This is a genomic window from Achromobacter seleniivolatilans (assembly GCF_030864005.1).
Taxonomy (GTDB): domain Bacteria; phylum Pseudomonadota; class Gammaproteobacteria; order Burkholderiales; family Burkholderiaceae_B; genus Achromobacter; species Achromobacter seleniivolatilans.
The window spans coordinates 2,444,417-2,461,827 of record NZ_CP132976.1; the positions used below are offsets into that span (position 1 = coordinate 2,444,417).

Consider the following 17,411-nt stretch of genomic DNA (forward strand, 5'->3'; position numbering starts at 1 on the left):
GGTTCACTCCCACAGGAAGAGCCGCTACGCGGCGGTCAGCGCGGTGAAGCGCCCGGCATGAAACACCAGCGGCGTGGCTGCCACGCTGGCCACTCGCAGCACTCGGCCAAAAAGCAGCAGGTGGTCGCCCGCCGTGTTTTGTTGATCATTGGCGCAGACCAGCGTGGCGACTGCGCCGGCAATGGCCGGCACGCCTTCGGGCACCTCGTCGAGCGGTGTGCCGGCAAACTTATCGGGCACGGCCGAACTGGCGAAACGCATCGCCAACGCTTCCTGCCCGCTGGCGAGCACACTGATGGTGAAGTGGCGGCAATCGCGGAACGCCGCCAGATTCGGTGAATGATTCACCAGGCTCCACAGCACCATGGGCGGGTCCAGCGATAGCGACGCGAACGAGTTGATCGTCAGCCCGACCTTGCGGCCGTCCTCGCAGCGCGTCGCAACAATCGCGACGCCCGTGGGGTAGCTGCCCAACACGCCCCGCAGGATCTTGGGATGCAGATCGGTGCTGCCCCAGTCCAAAGGCGCGGGTGCGTTATCGCTGCCGCTGGCCTCGGCCGCCGCGTGCGGGATGGCCGCATCAGGCTGCGGCAACGGAGCACGGCCCGCCGTCATGCCGCCGCCCGCGCCGCCTTGGAGGCGATGAACGCTTCGCACGCCGCGGGATCATTCCACCACGGGAAAAATGCAGGAGGATGATTAAATCCATTCGCAATGGCGCTGGCCAGCGCGGGCGAGTCGTCAGCGGCTTTGAGCAATTTGAGCAAATGCGGCGCGGGCGGCAGCAGCATGGAATTGGTCCATTCCACAACGGCGTCGCCGTATTCCCAAAACCGCTCAAAGGTGCGCTGCATCCATTGGGCCGTGAACGGCTGGTCGCCATGCGCCAGGATGGCGTCCAGATAGACGGCACAAGCCTTGGTTGCGTTGTTGGAGCCCTGCCCCGTGATCGGGTCGTTGGTCACCACCGCGTCGCCCAGGCCGAAGACCAGGCGGCCAGACGGCAAGGTCAGCACCGGTTTACGCACCGTAGGCGCGAAACTGCCGGCCAGGATGCCGTTGGCGTCCGTCAGTTCCACCGCGCTGCAACGTTCAGCTTCCCAGGGTAAATAAGTGCGCAGAATGTTCAGGCTTTGCGCCAGGTGTTCTTGCGGCGATTTGATGTCGCGCCAGCAATCCATCGGCCCGCCCGGCACGCCCTCGAACACCATGATTTCGCAAGGGCCGCCCGTGGTCAGCGCGGGGAACACAAAGTACTCGCCCACGCCCGGAATCAGGTTGAAGGCAACACGCGAATAATCTGGCGCCGGACGCATGCCGTTCACATAGGTCAGCGCCAGCGCACGCTGCGGACGGTCAAAACGCGACCGTTGCGCGTCGCGCTCGAACAGCTTGACGACCTCGCCTTTACCGGCCGCCAGCAACACCAGGTCATGCGAGGCTGCCAGCAACTCAAGCTCTGCCACGCCCCCATCCTGAATCAGCAGCCTGCCGCCGCGCGCTTCAAACAACTCCATCCACGCCGGCATCTTGATGCGCTGATCCACGGCCTGCGCGGGCTTATCCAGACGCGCGGCCCAGTCGATCAGTTTGCGCCCCGGCAATTCAGGATGCGGAACCGCCAGGCCGATGCCGTCGACGGTAGGACACTCGGCTTCCCATTGATTCAATCCCAGGTCGCGCTCAACCTGCAACGAGGCGTCAAACATACATTGGCTGGACATCACCTTGCCGAGACGGATACTGTCCGGCTCGCGGTTGGTCACCACCGTCACCTCGTAACCCTTGCCGAGCAGCCCAAGGGCCAAGGGCAGTCCGGCCTGCCCGCCACCTACTATCGCGATCCGACGCATCGTCGTTCTCCCTTTCGTTTGCTTTGCCCGCCGCCTTGGCCGCAGGCCGGTTTGATCCAGACTAGGCAGCCAGACGCGCAATGGCAGGCTGCGCCTGTTCCGGGCCCATGGCGGAGTAACCGCCATCCACGGCGTAATCGGCGCCAGTGACAAAACTGGCGTGGTCCGACAAGAGAAAGGCGACAACCGCGGCCACTTCGGCGGGGTCGCCCGCGCGGCCCAACAGGTGATAGTCGGCGGCGACTCGATCCGTCTTGGCGCGGTCGCCGTGCGTCAGTTCGTCCATCACACGCGACCAGGTCCAGCCGGGAGACACCGAATTGACACGGATTCGGTCAGCTGCAAAGTCCATCGCCAGGCTGCGCGTGACCTGCACCAACGCCGCTTTGGACACGGGATACAGCCATCGTCCCGTCTGCGCGACACGCGACGAGATACTGGTGAAGTTGACGATGGCGCCGCCACCGGAGGCGATCAGATGAGGGTGGACGGCGCGTGCGGCCATCACTGCGCTGACGACATTGACGTCCAGTGCGCGCAACCAGTCGGCGCGGCCAGACGCGGCGCCGTCGTCCAGATAGGTCGCGGCCAGATTGACCAGGTAATCGATGCGGCCAAAATGGGCGGCCACATCGGCCACTGCCCGCGCCAGTTGCCCGTCGTCGGTGATATCAACCGGCCAATAGCGCGTACCCGCCGCGTCCGCCGCGGCCACGCGTTCACCCGCTGCGGTATCTATATCGAACAGCGCCACGCGCACGCCATGGGCGCGCAACGCCTGGACCACGCCCGCGCCGATCAGCGTGGCGCCGCCGGTCACAATGGCCACTTTATTTTCCAGACCTTTCATCGCATCACCTCCCCGCATTGCTGACTGAGTGGGGTGAATACTGGCGCCGCGCGCCCAGGCGGCAGTAGCCGGATCTGGCGGCCGCTATCCGCGGACTGCGCCTAATCGATGAAACGTTGATGGATGTCGAACAGACTGGCCGCAACGCGCAACCGCTGTCCGTTTTGTGCTGAGGCGCGGCGCCCGGCTTGGCTGCGCGCTAGCCAATACGGCGCCAGACGCTGGCCAGCCAAGGCTGCTGTTCTTGCGGCAAACCGTCAGGGCGGAAGTAGTGTTCCAGATGCTCGAATCCGGCATCGGTCATTAGCGCCGTCCACCGGTCAAGATCGTGATAGGCCCCGTAACGGCCACGATTCCAGCCTTCCTGGTTGCCGCCCCGAGGATTGGAGCTGAACAACACACCGCCCGGGCGCAATGCGGTTTGCAGCGCGCGCAGTACCCGGGGCAACTCTTGCCCCGGCACATGAAACAGCACCGCGTTCGCAAAGATGCCGTCAAACCGCGATGCGGGCAGCGCCAAGTGCAGGAAGTCCTGATGCCAGACTTCGCAGCCGCTGGCCTTGCGCGCCATTTCGACAAAACGGGGCGTTCCGTCCAGTCCCACCGGCCGGTGGCCCAATGCGGCAAAAGTCTTCAGGTCACGGCCCGGGCCACAGCCCAGGTCCAGAATGTCGTAGGGCGGCTCGCCCTGAATATGACGCAACAAAGCCGCGATGTTCTGGCTGACGTCATGGTCGCGTGTGCCGGCTTCAAATGATTCGGCGCTTTCTTCGTAGTTCGCCAAAGTCAGTGAGGTGATCTTGGCCAAGTCTTCTGCATTGAGTTTCATAAGGCGATTGTGCCTGATCCAACGTGTGTCGCCGGTTTCTACGCCCCATCGGCAACAACACCAATAACACCCAAAGAAAAACCCGCGTGCCGTTCAACACGACAGGCGGGTTTCTCAAGTACGGGCAGATGTTAAGCGGGCAAACGCTCTTCAATGCGAGTCTTTGCAGCCGGCAGGTCTGCTGGCAAGCCTTGGGCCAATTGGCCAAAGAGCTCGTCGTGCAGCGCCAGTTCGTCACGCCATGCCGCGGCATCCACCGACATCACCTGATCGAATTTGTCCGGGCTGAATTCCAAGCCCGTCCAATCGATGTCCTTGTAGCTGGGCGATACGCCAAACACCTGATCCACGCCGTTGGCCTGACCGTCGATGCGGCCCAGCATCCAGCGCAGCACGCGCATGTTCTCGCCAAAACCCGGCCAGACGAACTTGCCGTCCGGGCCCTTGCGGAACCAGTTGACGCAGTAAATGCGCGGCAACGTAGCGCCTGCGGCTTCCAGTTGCTTGCCCAGTTTCAACCAGTGGTTGAAGTAGTCGCTCATGTTGTAGCCGCAGAACGGCAGCATGGCGAAAGGATCGCGGCGCACCACGCCCTGCTGCCCCACCGCAGCGGCGGTGGTCTCAGAGCCCATGGTGGCTGCCATATAGACACCTTCGACCCAGTTGCGGGCCTCGGTGACCAGCGGCACAGTCGTGGAGCGGCGGCCGCCGAAGATAAAGGCGTCAATCACCACACCCTGCGGATTTTCCCATTCAGGGTCGATGGACGGGCATTGCGCGGCGGGCGCAGTAAAGCGCGCGTTCGGGTGCGCAGCCTTCCGGCCGGTCTCGCGGGCGAGGGCCGGCGTCCAGTCTTGGCCCTGCCAATCGATCAGGTGCGCGGGCGGGGTATCCGTCATGCCTTCCCACCAGACGTCACCGTCATCGGTCAGCGCCACATTGGTGAAGATGACGTTGGCCTTCAACGTGGCCATCGCATTGAAGTTGGTTTGCTCGCTGGTGCCCGGCGCTACGCCGAAATAACCGGCTTCGGGATTGATGGCGTGCAGGCGGCCATCCGCACCCGGCTTGATCCAGGCAATGTCATCGCCAATGGTGGTGACCTTCCAGCCGTCCATGCCTTGCGGCGGAATCAGCATGGCAAAGTTGGTCTTGCCGCAGGCAGACGGGAAAGCGGCGGCCACATGGTACTTGCGGCCCTTGGGCGAGGTCACGCCCAGGATCAGCATGTGTTCGGCCAACCAGCCCTGGTCGCGTCCCATGGTGGACGCAATGCGCAGCGCAAAACACTTCTTGCCCAGCAAGGCATTGCCGCCGTAACCGGAGCCGTAGCTCCAGATTTCACGGCTCTTGGGAAAATGCACGATGTATTTGGTGGCATTGCACGGCCAGGCCACATCGGCTTCGCCGTCGGCCAAGGGCTTGCCCACGGAATGAATGCAAGGCACGAAGTCGCCGTCAGTACCCAGCACGTCATAAACCTGCTTGCCCATGCGCGTCATGATGCGCATGTTGACCACGACGTAGGGGCTGTCGGAGAGTTCAACGCCAATATGGGCAATGTCCGAACCCAGCGGGCCCATCGAGAACGGCACGACATACAACGTGCGGCCACGCATGGCGCCGTCGAACAAGCCGTTGAGGGTTTCGCGCATTTGGGCGGGATCGGCCCAATTATTGGTAGGGCCCGCGTCTTCGGCCTGATCCGAACAGATGAAAGTGCGGTCTTCCACGCGCGCCACATCAGACGGATCTGAACACGCCAGGAAGGAATTGGGCCGCTTTGCGGGGTTGAGCCGGCGCATGGTGCCGGCCTGGACCATCTGTTCGCACAGGCGGTCGTATTCTTCTTGCGAACCATCGCACCAGACGACGCGATCCGGCTTGGCCAAGGCGATAAAACTGGCCACCCAGTCGATCAGGCCGCGATGCTTGACGTAGGCCGGCACGTTCAGCGCTTCCAGGCCCCCATCCAATGGCTTATTCATTAGGGTTATCTCCGTTCTTAGACTCATGGTTATACGGCCCCAATTGCGCTGGGGCCGTATGCAATTTGCGCCATCATACTTGCAGCGCCGGGCAGCCCGTCAACCCATCCTCATGGACGAGATTGTCACGGATTGAGACGGCTTCAAGCCCGTGCACAATTTAACGATCAGCAAACGCACCGCCTCCGCCCGGCCAGCGATCTGCCCCCTCCGGGCGACATAAATCATTCATATGCAAGTGCGGGCAAGGCCGGTCAGATGGCGGCCCCGCCGTCAATGACGGCTGCCGTACAGCCAGCGCAAATCACGCAGCCGCGCTGCCGGCGCGGCCCGTCTCTGCTGGTGCAAAAGTCGATTAGTCAGCCATTACGTGTAGCTGCCATCGCGCAATTCCCTGCGGATGATTTTTCCGGTTGCCGTGGTGGGCAAACTGCTTACAAAACGAATGGCCCGAGGGTATTCATGGGCCGCCAGACGGGTGCGGACATGGGCCTGCAAGGCCTTTACCAGGGCCTCGTCGCCGTCAAACCCTTCATTCAGCACCACATAAGCCATGACGATTTCGGTGCGCTGTTCGTCCGGCACGCCCACCACGGCGGCCATCCGCACGGCCGGGTGGCCGATCAGGCAGTCTTCGATAGGCGCCGGGCCAATGCGATAACCGGCGCTGGTAATGACATCGTCATTACGGCCCACAAAGCGGATAAATCCGTCTGCGTCGCGCACGCCCAAATCCCCTGTCAGCAGATAGTCGCCTACGAATTTCTCGGCGGTGGCGTCAGGGTTGTTCCAATAGCCCAGGAACATGACGGGGTCCGGCCGCAATACACCGATATTGCCTTCTTGGCCATCCGCGACTTGCACGCCTTGGTCGTCCACAATCGCCATCCGGTGTCCAGGCGCTGCCCGGCCAATGGACCCGATACGGGGATCGAACAAGGACGAGCACGACGACACCAGCATATTGCATTCGGTCTGGCCATAGAACTCGTTAATGGTCACGCCCAAGACGCGGCGGCCCCAATCGATGAGTTCGGCCCCCAGCGACTCCCCGCCACTGGCCACCGAGCGCAGCGCCAGCGGGCCTGCCGCGTCCGGGTAGACAGAACCGCGCATCATTTTCAACGCGGTCGGCGGAAGAAAAGTGTGTGTCACGCCATGGCGCGCCATCAGTTCCAGCGCGGACGCGCCGTCGAACTTTTCGAAACGGCGCGCCAGCACGGGCACGCCGTGGTGCCAGGCCGGCAGCAGCACATCCAGCAGGCCGCCGATCCAGGCCCAGTCTGCGGGCGTCCACATCAAAGCGGCGTTTTCGGGGAAAAACTCGTGTGACATCTCCACGCCGGGCAAATGGCCGAGCAACACCCGATGCGCGTGCAGCGCCCCCTTGGGTTTGCCCGTGGTGCCCGATGTATAGATGATGACTGCGGGATCATCCGCCGCGGTTTCAACCGGGGTGTAGACGTCGGACTCGGCCGCGAGCGCCGGGTGAAACGGTACGGTGCCGGGTTCTCCGTCGCCATCAATGCAGTAGATAACCTTCAGGTCCGGCAGGCTGTCCCGGATCTCGCGCAATTTCCGGCAGCCCTCGGTATCCGTCACCAACGCCGCCGCGCCACTGTTGGCCAGACGGAACTGGATGGCATCCACCCCAAACAACGTGAAGAGCGGCACCGCCACTGCGCCCATCTTGTAGACAGCAATGTGCGTCATTGCCGTTTCAGGCGCCTGCGGCAGATACACCGCCACGCGGTCGCCGCGCCGCACGCCATGGCGTTCCAGGCTGTGCGCCAGACGGTTGGACTGCGCCTTGATGTCATCGAAGGTGTAGCGCGATTGCGCGCCGTCGCTCTTTTCGTAGATCAGAGCCAGGCGGCCGCTGCCGTCGGCCCACTTATCGCAGGCGTCGACGCCGATGTTGTACGCCGCAGGCACCTGCCATTGGAATTGGGACACAAGCTGCTGATAGGAATCGGCACGGGACAGCATGGTTTTGTCTCTAATGTTGTTATGGATTGCCGCGCTTACAGCGCGATGCGGTGTCTTTGTTTCTTGCCATGAACGAGACCCTGGCTCAATATTAAGCCCCGTTCAACCGCCCTCTTGCCATCCGCATGGAAAAAGTCTCTGCCGTCCCGATGCGCCGTCCGCCGGCCAGTGCCAAATCCGAACAACGCATCCGGGACATTCTGCACATGGCCCGCCAGGTGTTTTCCGAAGCGGGGTTCCAGGCTGCCACCACAACAGAAATCGCGCAGCGTCTGGGCGTGTCGGAAGCCACGGTATTCACGTACTTCGGCGGCAAGCGTGAGCTTTGCGTGCGGGTGATAGGCGACTGGTACGACGAGATCATCGCCAAGGTCGAAGACAACCTGCCCCATGTGCATGGCGCGCGCGCCCAGCTGCACTACCTGGTGCATACCCATTTGCGGCACCTGCTGGCCGAAGGGCCGGGTCTGTGCGCCTTCATCCTGTCCGAAGGGCGCGCACGCAATGATGATTTCGGCGAGGTCTACGCAGGTCTGCAACGGCGCTACACCGCGCCGCTGATGCGCATCCTGGCGCAGGGCCAGGCGGATGGGGACATCCGGCAAGACATGCCGTTGCGCTTGCTCAGATCGGCCGTCTACGGGCCCATGGAACATGTGTTGTGGGATGCGATTCTGCGCGGCGCCCGCGTGGACGTTGCCGCAACCGCCGATCAGTTGGTGGGATTCCTGTGGCAAGCCTTGCAGCCGCCGCGCCAGGACGCGCTGGCGCTGGCGCAGTTTCGCGGCGAAGTGCGGGACGCCCTGCATCGGCTTCAGTCTTCCGAAAACAAGGACGGCGCCGAGTACTGAGGAAAACCGTTGTAGACCTCGCCCCGCTCTGCGGGCTGCAAGTTCCAGGAATGCCGCGCATTGGGCACGCCGCCATCCACGCGAATAACGCTGCCGTTAATGAAGGCCGCTGCGGGAGACAACAGGAACACCACGGCAGCAGCCAACTCGGCCTCGGTGCCAAAACGCTGAAGCGGCACCTTGGTCTTCAATTTTCGCAACACTGCGCGGTAGTTGTCGTCGTAGCTGTCCATGCCGCTGGACGCAATCCAACCCGGCGCAACCGCATTGACCCGCACACCGGCATGCGCCCATTCACAAGCCGCGGTTTCGGTCAGGTTCCAGACGCCAGCGCGCGCCGCGCCTGAGTGACCCATCCCCGGCATCCCGCCCCAGATGTCGGCCAGCATATTCACGATAGCGCCGCCATGCTGGCGCATGTGCTGCGTGTAGACCTCTCGCGCCATCAGAAACGTGCCGTGCAGATTGTTCTGCACTACGGCGTTCCAGCCATTGAAGCTGATGCGGTCCAGCGGCGCGGGAAACTGCCCGCCTGCGCAATTGAACAGCCCATCGATAGCGCCATGCGCGGCAAGTGCATCTGCCACAACGCCGCGTACGCCAGCCTCGTCGCGAATATCGCAGATATGCAGGCTGATGCGCCCCGCTGCCTCTGGATAAATGCGGGCGATTTCCTGTTCGGCCGCTTCCAGCTTTTCCAGCTTGCGGCCCACCAGCGCCAGACGAGCCCCCAATGCCGCAAGCTCGTGCGCAGTGCAGCGGCCCAGGCCACTGCCGCCTCCGGTCACCAGAACGGTCTTGCCGTCGTACAGGCCCGGCCGGAATACCGACGCATAACGCGCATCTGTCGCGCCGCCCTCTGTCTGTGGGGTCATGTCTCACTCCATTATTTTTTTGAGGATAACTCAATATCTGACAAGAATGAACCGGATAAACGCCAGATTCCCCATAGAATCATTCAATCAATGGCAGCCAATAATTGAGCTACATTCAATAAAAACCGGAGACCACACATGACGATGAACGCCCCGCTGGATGTGGCCCATGACGGCCCCATAACCCGCCTGACGCTGAACCGCCCAGACATGCGCAATGCGTTTGACGAAACCCTGATTGCCGCGCTGACCGCCGCCGTCCGGCAGGCGGGCGCCGATCCGCAAGTGCGGGTCCTGTTGCTGACCGGCGCAGGCAAGGCGTTTTGCGCAGGCGGTGATCTGAACTGGATGCGCAAGATGGCCACGCATACAGATGCGGAGAACCGGGCGGACGCGACCCGCTTGGCAGACATGCTGTATACCATCTGGTCCTGCCCCAAGCCCGTGGTCGCCTGCGTCAACGGCGACGCCTACGCGGGCGGGATGGGACTGCTGTCGGCATGCGACATTGCGATTGCCGCGGATACGGCGCACTTCTGCTTATCCGAAACTCGGCTGGGCCTGCTGCCTGCCACGATCAGCCCCTACGTGATTCGGGCCATGGGTGAACGCGCGGCCAACCGGTACTTTCTGACAGCCGAACGCTTCGATGCCGCGACGGCGCTGCGTTTGGGATTGCTGCATGGCGTTACTTCCGCCGAGCAACTGCACGATGAGGTTGAGGCCATCTGCCGCACGCTGTGCGCCAACGGGCCCAGTGCGGTGCAAGCCAGCAAACGCCTGGTGCGGGACTTCGCGGGGCGGGAGATCGACGCGGCACTGATCGCCGACACGGTAGAACGCATCGCGGCCTGCCGAAGCACTGACGAGGCCTGCGAAGGCGTAGCCGCTTTTCTGGAAAAGCGCGAGCCCGCTTGGCGGCAAGCGTCATGACCTGAGTGCCGTGCGGGCAAAGACGAACGCCACGCGGCCTTCCTGAATAACGCGCCGCGAGGCTTGCGGCACGCATGCCATAATCCAAGGCGCATCTTCAGGAAGTCTTATGCCGCACGCAACGCCCCCCGCCACCTTTCCCCCTCTGAACGCCGAGCGCCTTTGGGCCCGCGTCGAAACCCTCTCCAAATTCACGCTGCCAGACGTCCCCTGGACGCGCCGCGCGTTCTCGCCTTTGTTCGACGAAGCGCGCGCCTGGCTGCGCAGTGAATTTGAAGCGGCTGGCCTGGCCACCCGCCTGGACGCAGGCGGCAACCTGGTCGGCACGCTGGCTGGCCGCGACCCGGCGCGCAAGCCGATCGCTACCGGTTCGCACTGCGACACGGTTATGGCTGGCGGCCGCTTTGACGGCATCATCGGGGTTCTGGCCGGCATTGAAGTCGCGCACACCCTGCGCGAGCACGGCATCGAACTGGACCATCCCTTTGAAGTCATCGACTTCCTGTCCGAAGAGCCCAGCGATTACGGCATCTCGTGCGTGGGCAGCCGCGCGCTGTGCGGCCAACTGACCGGCGACATGCTGGCCGCCCGCAATCCAGACGGCGAAACCCTGGCGCAAGGCATCGCCCGTATTGGCGGAGACCCGTCAGCCTTGGGCGCTCCGCTGCGCCAGGCCGGCGAAACCGCCGCGTTTGTCGAACTGCATATTGAACAAGGCCCCGTGCTGGAAAGCCGCGGCCTGCCCATCGGCGTTGTCACCAATATTGTCGGCATTCGCCGCGTTCTGATCACGGTGCAAGGCCAGCCCGACCACGCGGGCACCACGCCGATGGATATACGTCGCGATGCACTAGTCGGCGCAGCCCGTATCATCGACGCCGCCAGCCGCCAGGCCAGCGCCGCCAGCGGCAACCCGCACTATGTTGTTGCCACCGTGGGCCGCTTGTCCATGACGCCCAACGCCGCCAATGCCGTGCCCGGCCGCGTCGAGCTGACGCTGGAAATGCGCAGCGACAGCAACGCCGTGCTGGACGCCTTTCCAGAAACCTTGATGGCTGGGGTTGAAGGCGACCTTAAAGCGCTAAGGCTGACCGCCCATTTCACGCAACTCAGCCGCGCCCAGCCCACCGACTGTTCGCCGCTGGTCATGGACGCCGTCAAGGCTGCCGCCGACCAGTTGGGATATGCGTCGATGCGTTTGCCCAGCGGGGCGGGCCACGATGCCGTCTATATGGCTCCCACCGGCCCTATCGGGATGATCTTCATTCCGTGCCTGAACGGCCGCAGTCACTGCCCGGAAGAATGGATCGATCCCGCGCAATTGCTGGACGGCACCCGCGTGCTGTATCAATCGGTGCTGGAGCTGGACCGCGTGCTGCGCGGCGCCTGAATACGCCACACCCATTCCCCGCCCGCGGGTATCGCCAATCCGCGGGCGGCGCACTGCCATAATGGACGCCTTGCGCCCGGATCGTTTTGCGCCCACTTCACGTAATGCGCCCCCAATGGAACAGATAGAACTCAATGACAGCACTGCCGACCGCTTCCTTTTGGACGCGCCCGGCCTGTCGCTGGTAGTTTTTCATAGCCGTACCTGCGCTACCTGCCGCATTGCTCGCGAGCAGCTGCCTGATCTGGAACTGCCCGTGGAACGCGTGTGCTGGGTAGACGCCGGCGAGAACCGCGGGCTGGTCGAGCGCTATGAAGTCTTTCACCTGCCCGCCATGTTCGTCACGCGCGATGGCGCCTTCTTCGGCGCGGTGCAATCCACGCTGGCCGAATGGGACCTCCGCCAGCAGATCGGCCTGGCGCTGGACAGCTACCCCGCCGAATTGCCGTGAGCATGATCGCGCCGCCACGGCGCCTGCCATTGGACGCCCTGGCTACCAGCGTCATGCTGGCCCTGTGCGTGTGCTGGGGTTTTCAGCAGATTGCGATCAAGCTGGTCGCCAGCGACATCGCGCCCATCATGCAGATCGGCTTGCGCTCGGCGTTCGCGGCGGTGGTGCTGGCGGTGGTGGTGGCCCGAAGCGAAGGGCTGCGAGCATTCAGCGACGGCACTGCCGTGCCCGGCCTGATCGTCGGATTGCTGTTCGCAGGTGAATTCTTGTTTGTGGCCCAAGGGCTGGTGTACACCACGGCCTCGCATATGTCGGTGTTTCTCTACACCGCGCCCATCTTTGCCGCGCTGGGCTTGCATTGGCTACTGCCCGAAGAACGCATGAAGCCGCTACAGTGGCTTGGCGTGGCCGTCGCGTTTTGCGGCATCGTCATTGCGTTTCTGGGTAAACCGGATCAAGCCGGTGATCATGCGGGCGCGCCGAACATGCTGCTGGGCGACGCGATGGGGCTGGCAGCCGGCCTGCTGTGGGGCGCAACAACCGTCGCCATCCGCAAGACCTCACTGTCCGAAGCCGCGCCAGCCAAGACCTTGCTCTATCAAATGGCCGTGGCGTCGATTGGCTTACTGGTGTTTGCCGTTGCCACGGGCCATCACGGCATCCGCTACACCCCGGCCGCGATTGCCAGCGTGGCGTTCCAGTCCGTGGTGGTTGCGCTGTCCAGTTATCTGGCGTGGTTCTGGCTGCTGCGCCGCTACCTGGCGTCGCGACTGTCGATTCTGTCGTTCATGACGCCCTTGTTCGGCGTCACGTTTGGCGTGCTGATTTTGGACGAACCGCTGGACAGCGGTTTCGTCATTGGCGCGGTGCTGGTGCTGGCCGGAATTACCCTGGTCAGCGGCGCGGAAATGGTCAGGGAATGGCTGCGTAAACGGCGCGGGTAGTGCCAAACGGGCAGGCCGCTATCGCAGCCCTCTGCTTCACCGGCCGCGCCCTGCCCCTAGATTCAGCACGATCAATCCCGCGCCTGCCAGCACCAGCGAAAACCCCCACCAATCCGCCACGCCAGGGCGGTCGCCTACCAAAGCCATCGCCCCCAGCACACCCACCACAGGCACCATCAACGTCGTCAACGCCGCCACGGTTGCGCTGACGCGTTCGCTCAGCACGAACCACAGCCAGTACGCCACTGCCGTGCCAAGCACAATGTGAAACGTCAGTGCACCGACCACCCGGGCATTCCAGCCCTGGGTCGGAAACGACTCGCCGGAAATCAGTACGCCGGCCAGCGCGCAGGATGCGCCAACAACGAGTTGCCAAGCCGTCACCACAATGCGATTGCCCTCGACCGGCCAACGCTTCAGATAGACCGTGCCAGCGGCCCAACCGAAGGCCGCGACCAGAGGAAAGATCAGCCCTTTCGTTGCCGCCAGATCATGGTCGGCAAAGACCGCATGCAATACCGGCCACGCCAGCACCGCCACGCCGCATCCCCCCAACAGCAGGGCAAGACTGCGCCGCCCATCCAGCCGTTCGCCCAGGAGCAGCCGCGCCAGCACCGCTGACATCATCGGCATCGTGAAGGTCAGTACTGCCGCGCGCGAGGTGCTGGTGCTGAGTTGCGCCCAGGCCACCGCCAGATTGAACACGGCGACGGCAAGAATGCCGCCCACCACAATGCCTGGCCAGGCGCTGCGCGGCGGCAACAGCGGCACGCGCTTGACGCGCGCCAGCAGCAGCAACAACAGCGCGCCGCTACCCAGCCCCAGCACACGTAGCGTGAACGGCGGGAAGATCGACAAGATGATCTTCACCGCCGGCCAGTTCAGCCCCCAGAACAGCGCCAGCGCAACCGGGATCAGGCGCACGCGGCCTTTTCCTGGGCCGCCAGTTGCGCCAGTCCCGCACGTTGATTGCCGTCGGCGTCGAAATTGTCCGGGCTCAACCAGCGCTCATACGCCGCGCGCAACGCAGGCCATTCGCTGTCGATGATGGAAAACCAAGCCGTATCGCGGCTGCGGCCCTTATAGACCGTGGCCTGACGAAAAATGCCTTCGTACTGAAACCCCAGCCGGGCTGCGGCGGCGCGTGACGGCGCGTTCAGGCTGTCGCACTTCCATTCATAACGGCGGTAACCCAGTTCATCGAACGCACGGCGCATCAGCAGGAACTGCGCTTCGGTGGCGATACGAGTGCGCTTGAGCTGACGCGAAAACGACACGAAGCCGACTTCGATCACGCCATTGGCGGGATCGATGCGCATCAGCGCCAGCGTGCCGATGGCGCGCCCCGTCTGCAAGTCGATGATGGCGTGATGCAACGGGTCATTACCCGCCTGGGCGTTTTCGGCAAACTGCCGGTACGCCGCCTCGTTCGCGAACGGCCCAACACCCATATACGTCCAATCGCTGTCGTCCGGCGCCTGGCTGAACGCCTGGTACAGATCAGCCGCGTGCCGTTCAGCCGACAGCGGTTCCAACCGGCAATAACGGCCGACGGCAGGCGTCAACGGCGGACGCGGACGAGCGGTCCAGCCGGACAGTTCAGGGCCAATGGGTTGTTCAAAAGCGTTGGTGCGGGGTTGCATGCGACGAAACCTCATCCTGGTTGGCGTGCGCCACGAACAAAGCAGGCGCAAATTGCATACCCTCACAATATCGGAATCGTGGCATCATAAAAAGCACCACGATCCTTAGAATTAATAGGGCCATGATTGATGCCACCCCGGCCGCGCCCGGCCTTCCTACGGACAATGCCGCCCTGCTGACCAGCCCGCTCGCGCGCGGTCCGGGTGCGCTGCCCCGCCAGCGCCAACTGATCCAACGTTTAAAGCAAGCCATTCTAGCGGGGCAGTTGCCGGCCGGAGGCAAGCTGCCGTCATCCCGCGCCTTGTCCGAAGACCTGGACATCTCGCGCAACACGGTGCTCATCGCCTACGAACAATTGACGGCCGAGGGATATGTCATTGCCGACCGCCAAGGCACTCGCGTGGCCCCACTATCAGCCAGCGCCAGCCACGCGGCAAAACGCGCCGAGTCTGCGCCCGCGCCCCCCTCGTTCACAGCCAAGCGGCTGTCGCGCATTCTGTCCACGCGCTACCCGCACGATGGCTCGCTGCCGATGACCCCGGGCACGCCGGCGTTGACCCAGTTCCCCATCAACGCCTGGCGCCGGGCGCAAGACCGGGCGCTGCAAGCTGCCCCCGCCACCACGCTGGGTTATGGGCATCCGGTGGGTGAACCCGCGTTGCGCGAGGCCATCGCGCAGTACCTGCGCGTGTCCCGCGGGGTGCGCTGCGATGCGTCGCGCATCGTCATCACCGAAGGCGCTCAGGGCGCGCTGGCCCTGTGCGTGCAACTGCTGACCAATCCCGGCGACACGGCCTGGCTGGAAGACCCCGGCTACCGTGGCGCCAAGGCGGCGTTCCATGCCGGCGACCTGAACGTCGTGGCCATGCGGGTGGACGCCGACGGCATCGTCATCCCCGAAGAGGCCTGGCAAAAATACCCGCCCCGTCTGATCCAGACGACTCCGTCGCACCAATACCCCACCGGCGCCGTGCTATCGGTGACTCGCCGCCTGGATTTGATCGAACGCGCGCGCCGGGCCGGCGCCTGGATCATTGAAGACGACTACGACAGCGAATTCCGCCACCAGGGCGAACCCATCGCCGCGATGCAGGGGCTGCTGCCCGATGCGCCCGTGCTGTATGTCGGCACGTTCAGCAAAACGATGTTCCCTGCCCTGCGGCTGGGTTTTCTGGTGCTGCCCGAAGCGATATCGTCGCAAGCCATGCCGTCGGTGATTGAATTGCTGCGCGGCGGCCACCGGCTGGAACAGCTGACCATGGCCGCATTCATCGAAAACGGCCAGTTTTCGCGCCACCTGGGCCGCATGCGGCGCCTCTACCGCGAGCGTCAAAGCGCTTTGCGCGACGCGTTGGCCACCTATCTGGAAATAGACCACGAGGTGTTGGGCGGCCACAGCGGCCTGCATCTGACGGTGCGCCTGCCGCCCGAGTTCAGCGACACCGCAATCGTGGAACGGGCTCGCCAGCTAGGCATGAATCCAAGCCCCTTGTCGACGTTCGCAACGACGCCGCTGGCGGAAGACAATGGTTTGGTGATTGGGTATGGGAACACCGCAGGCGAGCGGTTTCCGGCCTTGATCAGCCGGATTCGTGACGTGGCCCGGCAGCTGCCGAAAATACGCTGACAGCCGCATTGGAGTCTGCGCTGCCAGTCCCTTCGTCCGGCTCCAACGGCAAAACCTGAAACACCCCAGCGCCTGCTCGTTCCAACATCGCTTGCAGAATTCGCCGTGTCAATTCCGGCACCAGCGGATGCGGCGCCTGCCCGCCAAGCGTGGCCATACCCAGGTAATAGTCGATCTGCGGGCGGAACGGACGGCACTGAATGCCCATGTCGCGGCACAGATGTGCAAACAAGCCGTTCACAATCGATACACCCAGTCCGCGCGCGACCAGTCTGCAAGCCATTTCCACGGAATGCACCTCAGCGCGTATCTGCGGCATCATGCGCACCTGCCGAAACACCTGGTCAATCTGGTGACGCAATGAGCGCTGGCGTCCCAGCAGCACCAGGTCTTCGCCGATCAGGTCGGCAGACGAGATGGTCTCTTGCACCAGCAGGGGGTGATCCGGGGGCAGAATGCACACGGCCTCGGTGGCCAGCCGCAACACCATGCTCAGACCGGAATTCATGGGTGGCGACCGCACCAGCGCGACGTCGGCCTCGCGGCCCAGCACCGCGGCCTCGCTGGTTTCGTAGGTGCCCACCAGAACCTCCAAAGCCACATCGGGAAAATCAGACAGAAATACCTCGGCCACCTGTGGCATGACCGTCTGCGCGACCGTGCTGGGCAACTGCACACGAATCAGCGTGCGACGCAAACCACCCAGCCGCAACTGGTTCACATGGCGATGCAGAGACTCCGCATCCGCAATCATGTTCTGCACATCCGGCAGCAACGCCTCGGCCTCGTTGGTTGGATGCAAGCGCCCCTTTCTGCGCACGAACAGTTGCACGCCCAAGTCTTGCTCAAACTGGCTCAACAAACGGCTGATAGCGGGTTGGGACGTGCCAAGCCGCTGCGCCGCCTCGATGGTGGAACCTGCGGTCATGAAGGCAAGAAAAGCCTCTAGCTGTTTGAAGTTCATTTGTCTCTTGGGGTTACGGTGTCGCGCAGTGCGGCAGGCCATGGCCACCCGCACTAGGGTTAACACCAAATCTCTCTCAAATCACATAGCCGCATGCGCGCTTCACATACGGTTGCCAGCCTTGCGCGATGAATAGAACATTCGGTCAACCCGGATTCTCGCTATTCACGAACCCGTAATCAATACGCGATACCGCCGATCTGCTTCGGCAAGGAGCTCCAGA

Annotated in this window: 16 protein-coding genes; 6 read left to right on the plus strand and 10 right to left on the minus strand. The window is 63.4% G+C overall.

Going from position 1 to position 17,411, the window contains the following annotated elements:
* Positions 1-24: 24 nt before the first annotated feature.
* The 6 genes from RAS12_RS10760 to RAS12_RS10785 form a co-directional block, all read right to left on the minus strand.
* Positions 25-657, minus strand: a complete 633-nt coding sequence (locus tag RAS12_RS10760; protein ID WP_306948115.1) for a flavin reductase family protein — start codon at positions 655-657, stop codon at positions 25-27.
* On the minus strand, positions 612-1,853 hold the full coding sequence (locus RAS12_RS10765; protein WP_306948116.1) for a styrene monooxygenase/indole monooxygenase family protein: 1,242 nt from the start codon (positions 1,851-1,853) through the stop codon (positions 612-614). The genes RAS12_RS10760 and RAS12_RS10765 overlap by 46 nt, the downstream gene beginning before the upstream one ends.
* Before the next feature lie 61 nt (positions 1,854-1,914).
* Entirely contained in the window at positions 1,915-2,703 is a 789-nt protein-coding gene (locus RAS12_RS10770; protein ID WP_306948118.1) for an SDR family oxidoreductase, read from the minus strand.
* Positions 2,704-2,902: 199 nt separating this feature from the next.
* Positions 2,903-3,532 (minus strand): class I SAM-dependent DNA methyltransferase, encoded by a 630-nt coding sequence (locus RAS12_RS10775; protein WP_306948119.1) that lies wholly within the window; start codon positions 3,530-3,532, stop codon positions 2,903-2,905.
* A 131-nt stretch (positions 3,533-3,663) separates the two neighbouring features.
* Positions 3,664-5,520 carry a phosphoenolpyruvate carboxykinase (GTP) gene (locus tag RAS12_RS10780; RefSeq protein WP_306948122.1) on the minus strand — a complete coding sequence of 619 codons (1,857 nt, stop codon included), beginning with the start codon at positions 5,518-5,520 and terminating at the stop codon, positions 3,664-3,666.
* A 366-nt stretch (positions 5,521-5,886) separates the two neighbouring features.
* Positions 5,887-7,509: an acyl-CoA synthetase gene (locus tag RAS12_RS10785; RefSeq protein ID WP_306948124.1), complete on the minus strand. Its 1,623-nt coding sequence runs from the start codon at positions 7,507-7,509 to the stop codon at positions 5,887-5,889.
* 125 nt (positions 7,510-7,634) lie between these two features.
* On the opposite strand from RAS12_RS10785, the gene RAS12_RS10790 reads away from it, so the two are divergent.
* Positions 7,635-8,360, plus strand: a complete 726-nt coding sequence (locus RAS12_RS10790; protein WP_306948127.1) for a TetR/AcrR family transcriptional regulator — start codon at positions 7,635-7,637, stop codon at positions 8,358-8,360.
* Here RAS12_RS10790 and RAS12_RS10795 read toward each other — a convergent pair.
* Positions 8,324-9,235: an SDR family oxidoreductase gene (locus RAS12_RS10795; RefSeq protein ID WP_306948129.1), complete on the minus strand. Its 912-nt coding sequence runs from the start codon at positions 9,233-9,235 to the stop codon at positions 8,324-8,326. The two genes, RAS12_RS10790 and RAS12_RS10795, sit on opposite strands and share 37 nt — an antisense overlap.
* Before the next feature lie 138 nt (positions 9,236-9,373).
* Here RAS12_RS10795 and RAS12_RS10800 point away from each other — a divergent pair, with 138 nt between their 5' ends.
* The 4 genes from RAS12_RS10800 to RAS12_RS10815 all read left to right on the plus strand — a co-directional run bounded on the left by RAS12_RS10800 (position 9,374) and on the right by RAS12_RS10815 (position 12,953).
* Entirely contained in the window at positions 9,374-10,168 is a 795-nt protein-coding gene (locus RAS12_RS10800; protein WP_306948131.1) for an enoyl-CoA hydratase/isomerase family protein, read from the plus strand.
* Positions 10,169-10,277: 109 nt separating this feature from the next.
* Positions 10,278-11,558: an N-carbamyl-l-glutamate amidohydrolase ErtE gene (gene ertE, locus RAS12_RS10805; protein ID WP_306948133.1), complete on the plus strand. Its 1,281-nt coding sequence runs from the start codon at positions 10,278-10,280 to the stop codon at positions 11,556-11,558.
* A 115-nt stretch (positions 11,559-11,673) separates the two neighbouring features.
* Entirely contained in the window at positions 11,674-12,009 is a 336-nt protein-coding gene (locus RAS12_RS10810; protein ID WP_306948135.1) for a thioredoxin family protein, read from the plus strand.
* Positions 12,010-12,011: 2 nt separating this feature from the next.
* The gene (locus tag RAS12_RS10815; protein WP_306951412.1) at positions 12,012-12,953 is read left to right on the plus strand and encodes a DMT family transporter; all 942 of its coding nucleotides are present in this window, start codon (positions 12,012-12,014) and stop codon (positions 12,951-12,953) included.
* A gap of 36 nt (positions 12,954-12,989) precedes the next feature.
* On the opposite strand, the gene RAS12_RS10820 is transcribed toward RAS12_RS10815, so the two are convergent.
* Complete coding sequence (locus RAS12_RS10820) at positions 12,990-13,877, minus strand: DMT family transporter (RefSeq protein WP_306948138.1); 888 nt, start codon at positions 13,875-13,877, stop codon at positions 12,990-12,992.
* Positions 13,868-14,596, minus strand: a complete 729-nt coding sequence (locus RAS12_RS10825; protein ID WP_306948140.1) for a GNAT family N-acetyltransferase — start codon at positions 14,594-14,596, stop codon at positions 13,868-13,870. Before RAS12_RS10825 ends, RAS12_RS10820 begins: the two co-directional genes overlap by 10 nt.
* 122 nt (positions 14,597-14,718) lie before the next feature.
* Here RAS12_RS10825 and pdxR point away from each other — a divergent pair, with 122 nt between their 5' ends.
* Complete coding sequence (pdxR, locus tag RAS12_RS10830; RefSeq protein WP_306948141.1) at positions 14,719-16,224, plus strand: MocR-like pyridoxine biosynthesis transcription factor PdxR; 1,506 nt, start codon at positions 14,719-14,721, stop codon at positions 16,222-16,224.
* Here the strand turns inward: pdxR and RAS12_RS10835 are convergent.
* Entirely contained in the window at positions 16,178-17,188 is a 1,011-nt protein-coding gene (locus RAS12_RS10835; RefSeq protein WP_306948143.1) for a LysR family transcriptional regulator, read from the minus strand. The genes pdxR and RAS12_RS10835 overlap by 47 nt on opposite strands.
* Between the last annotated feature and the right edge of the window lie 223 nt (positions 17,189-17,411).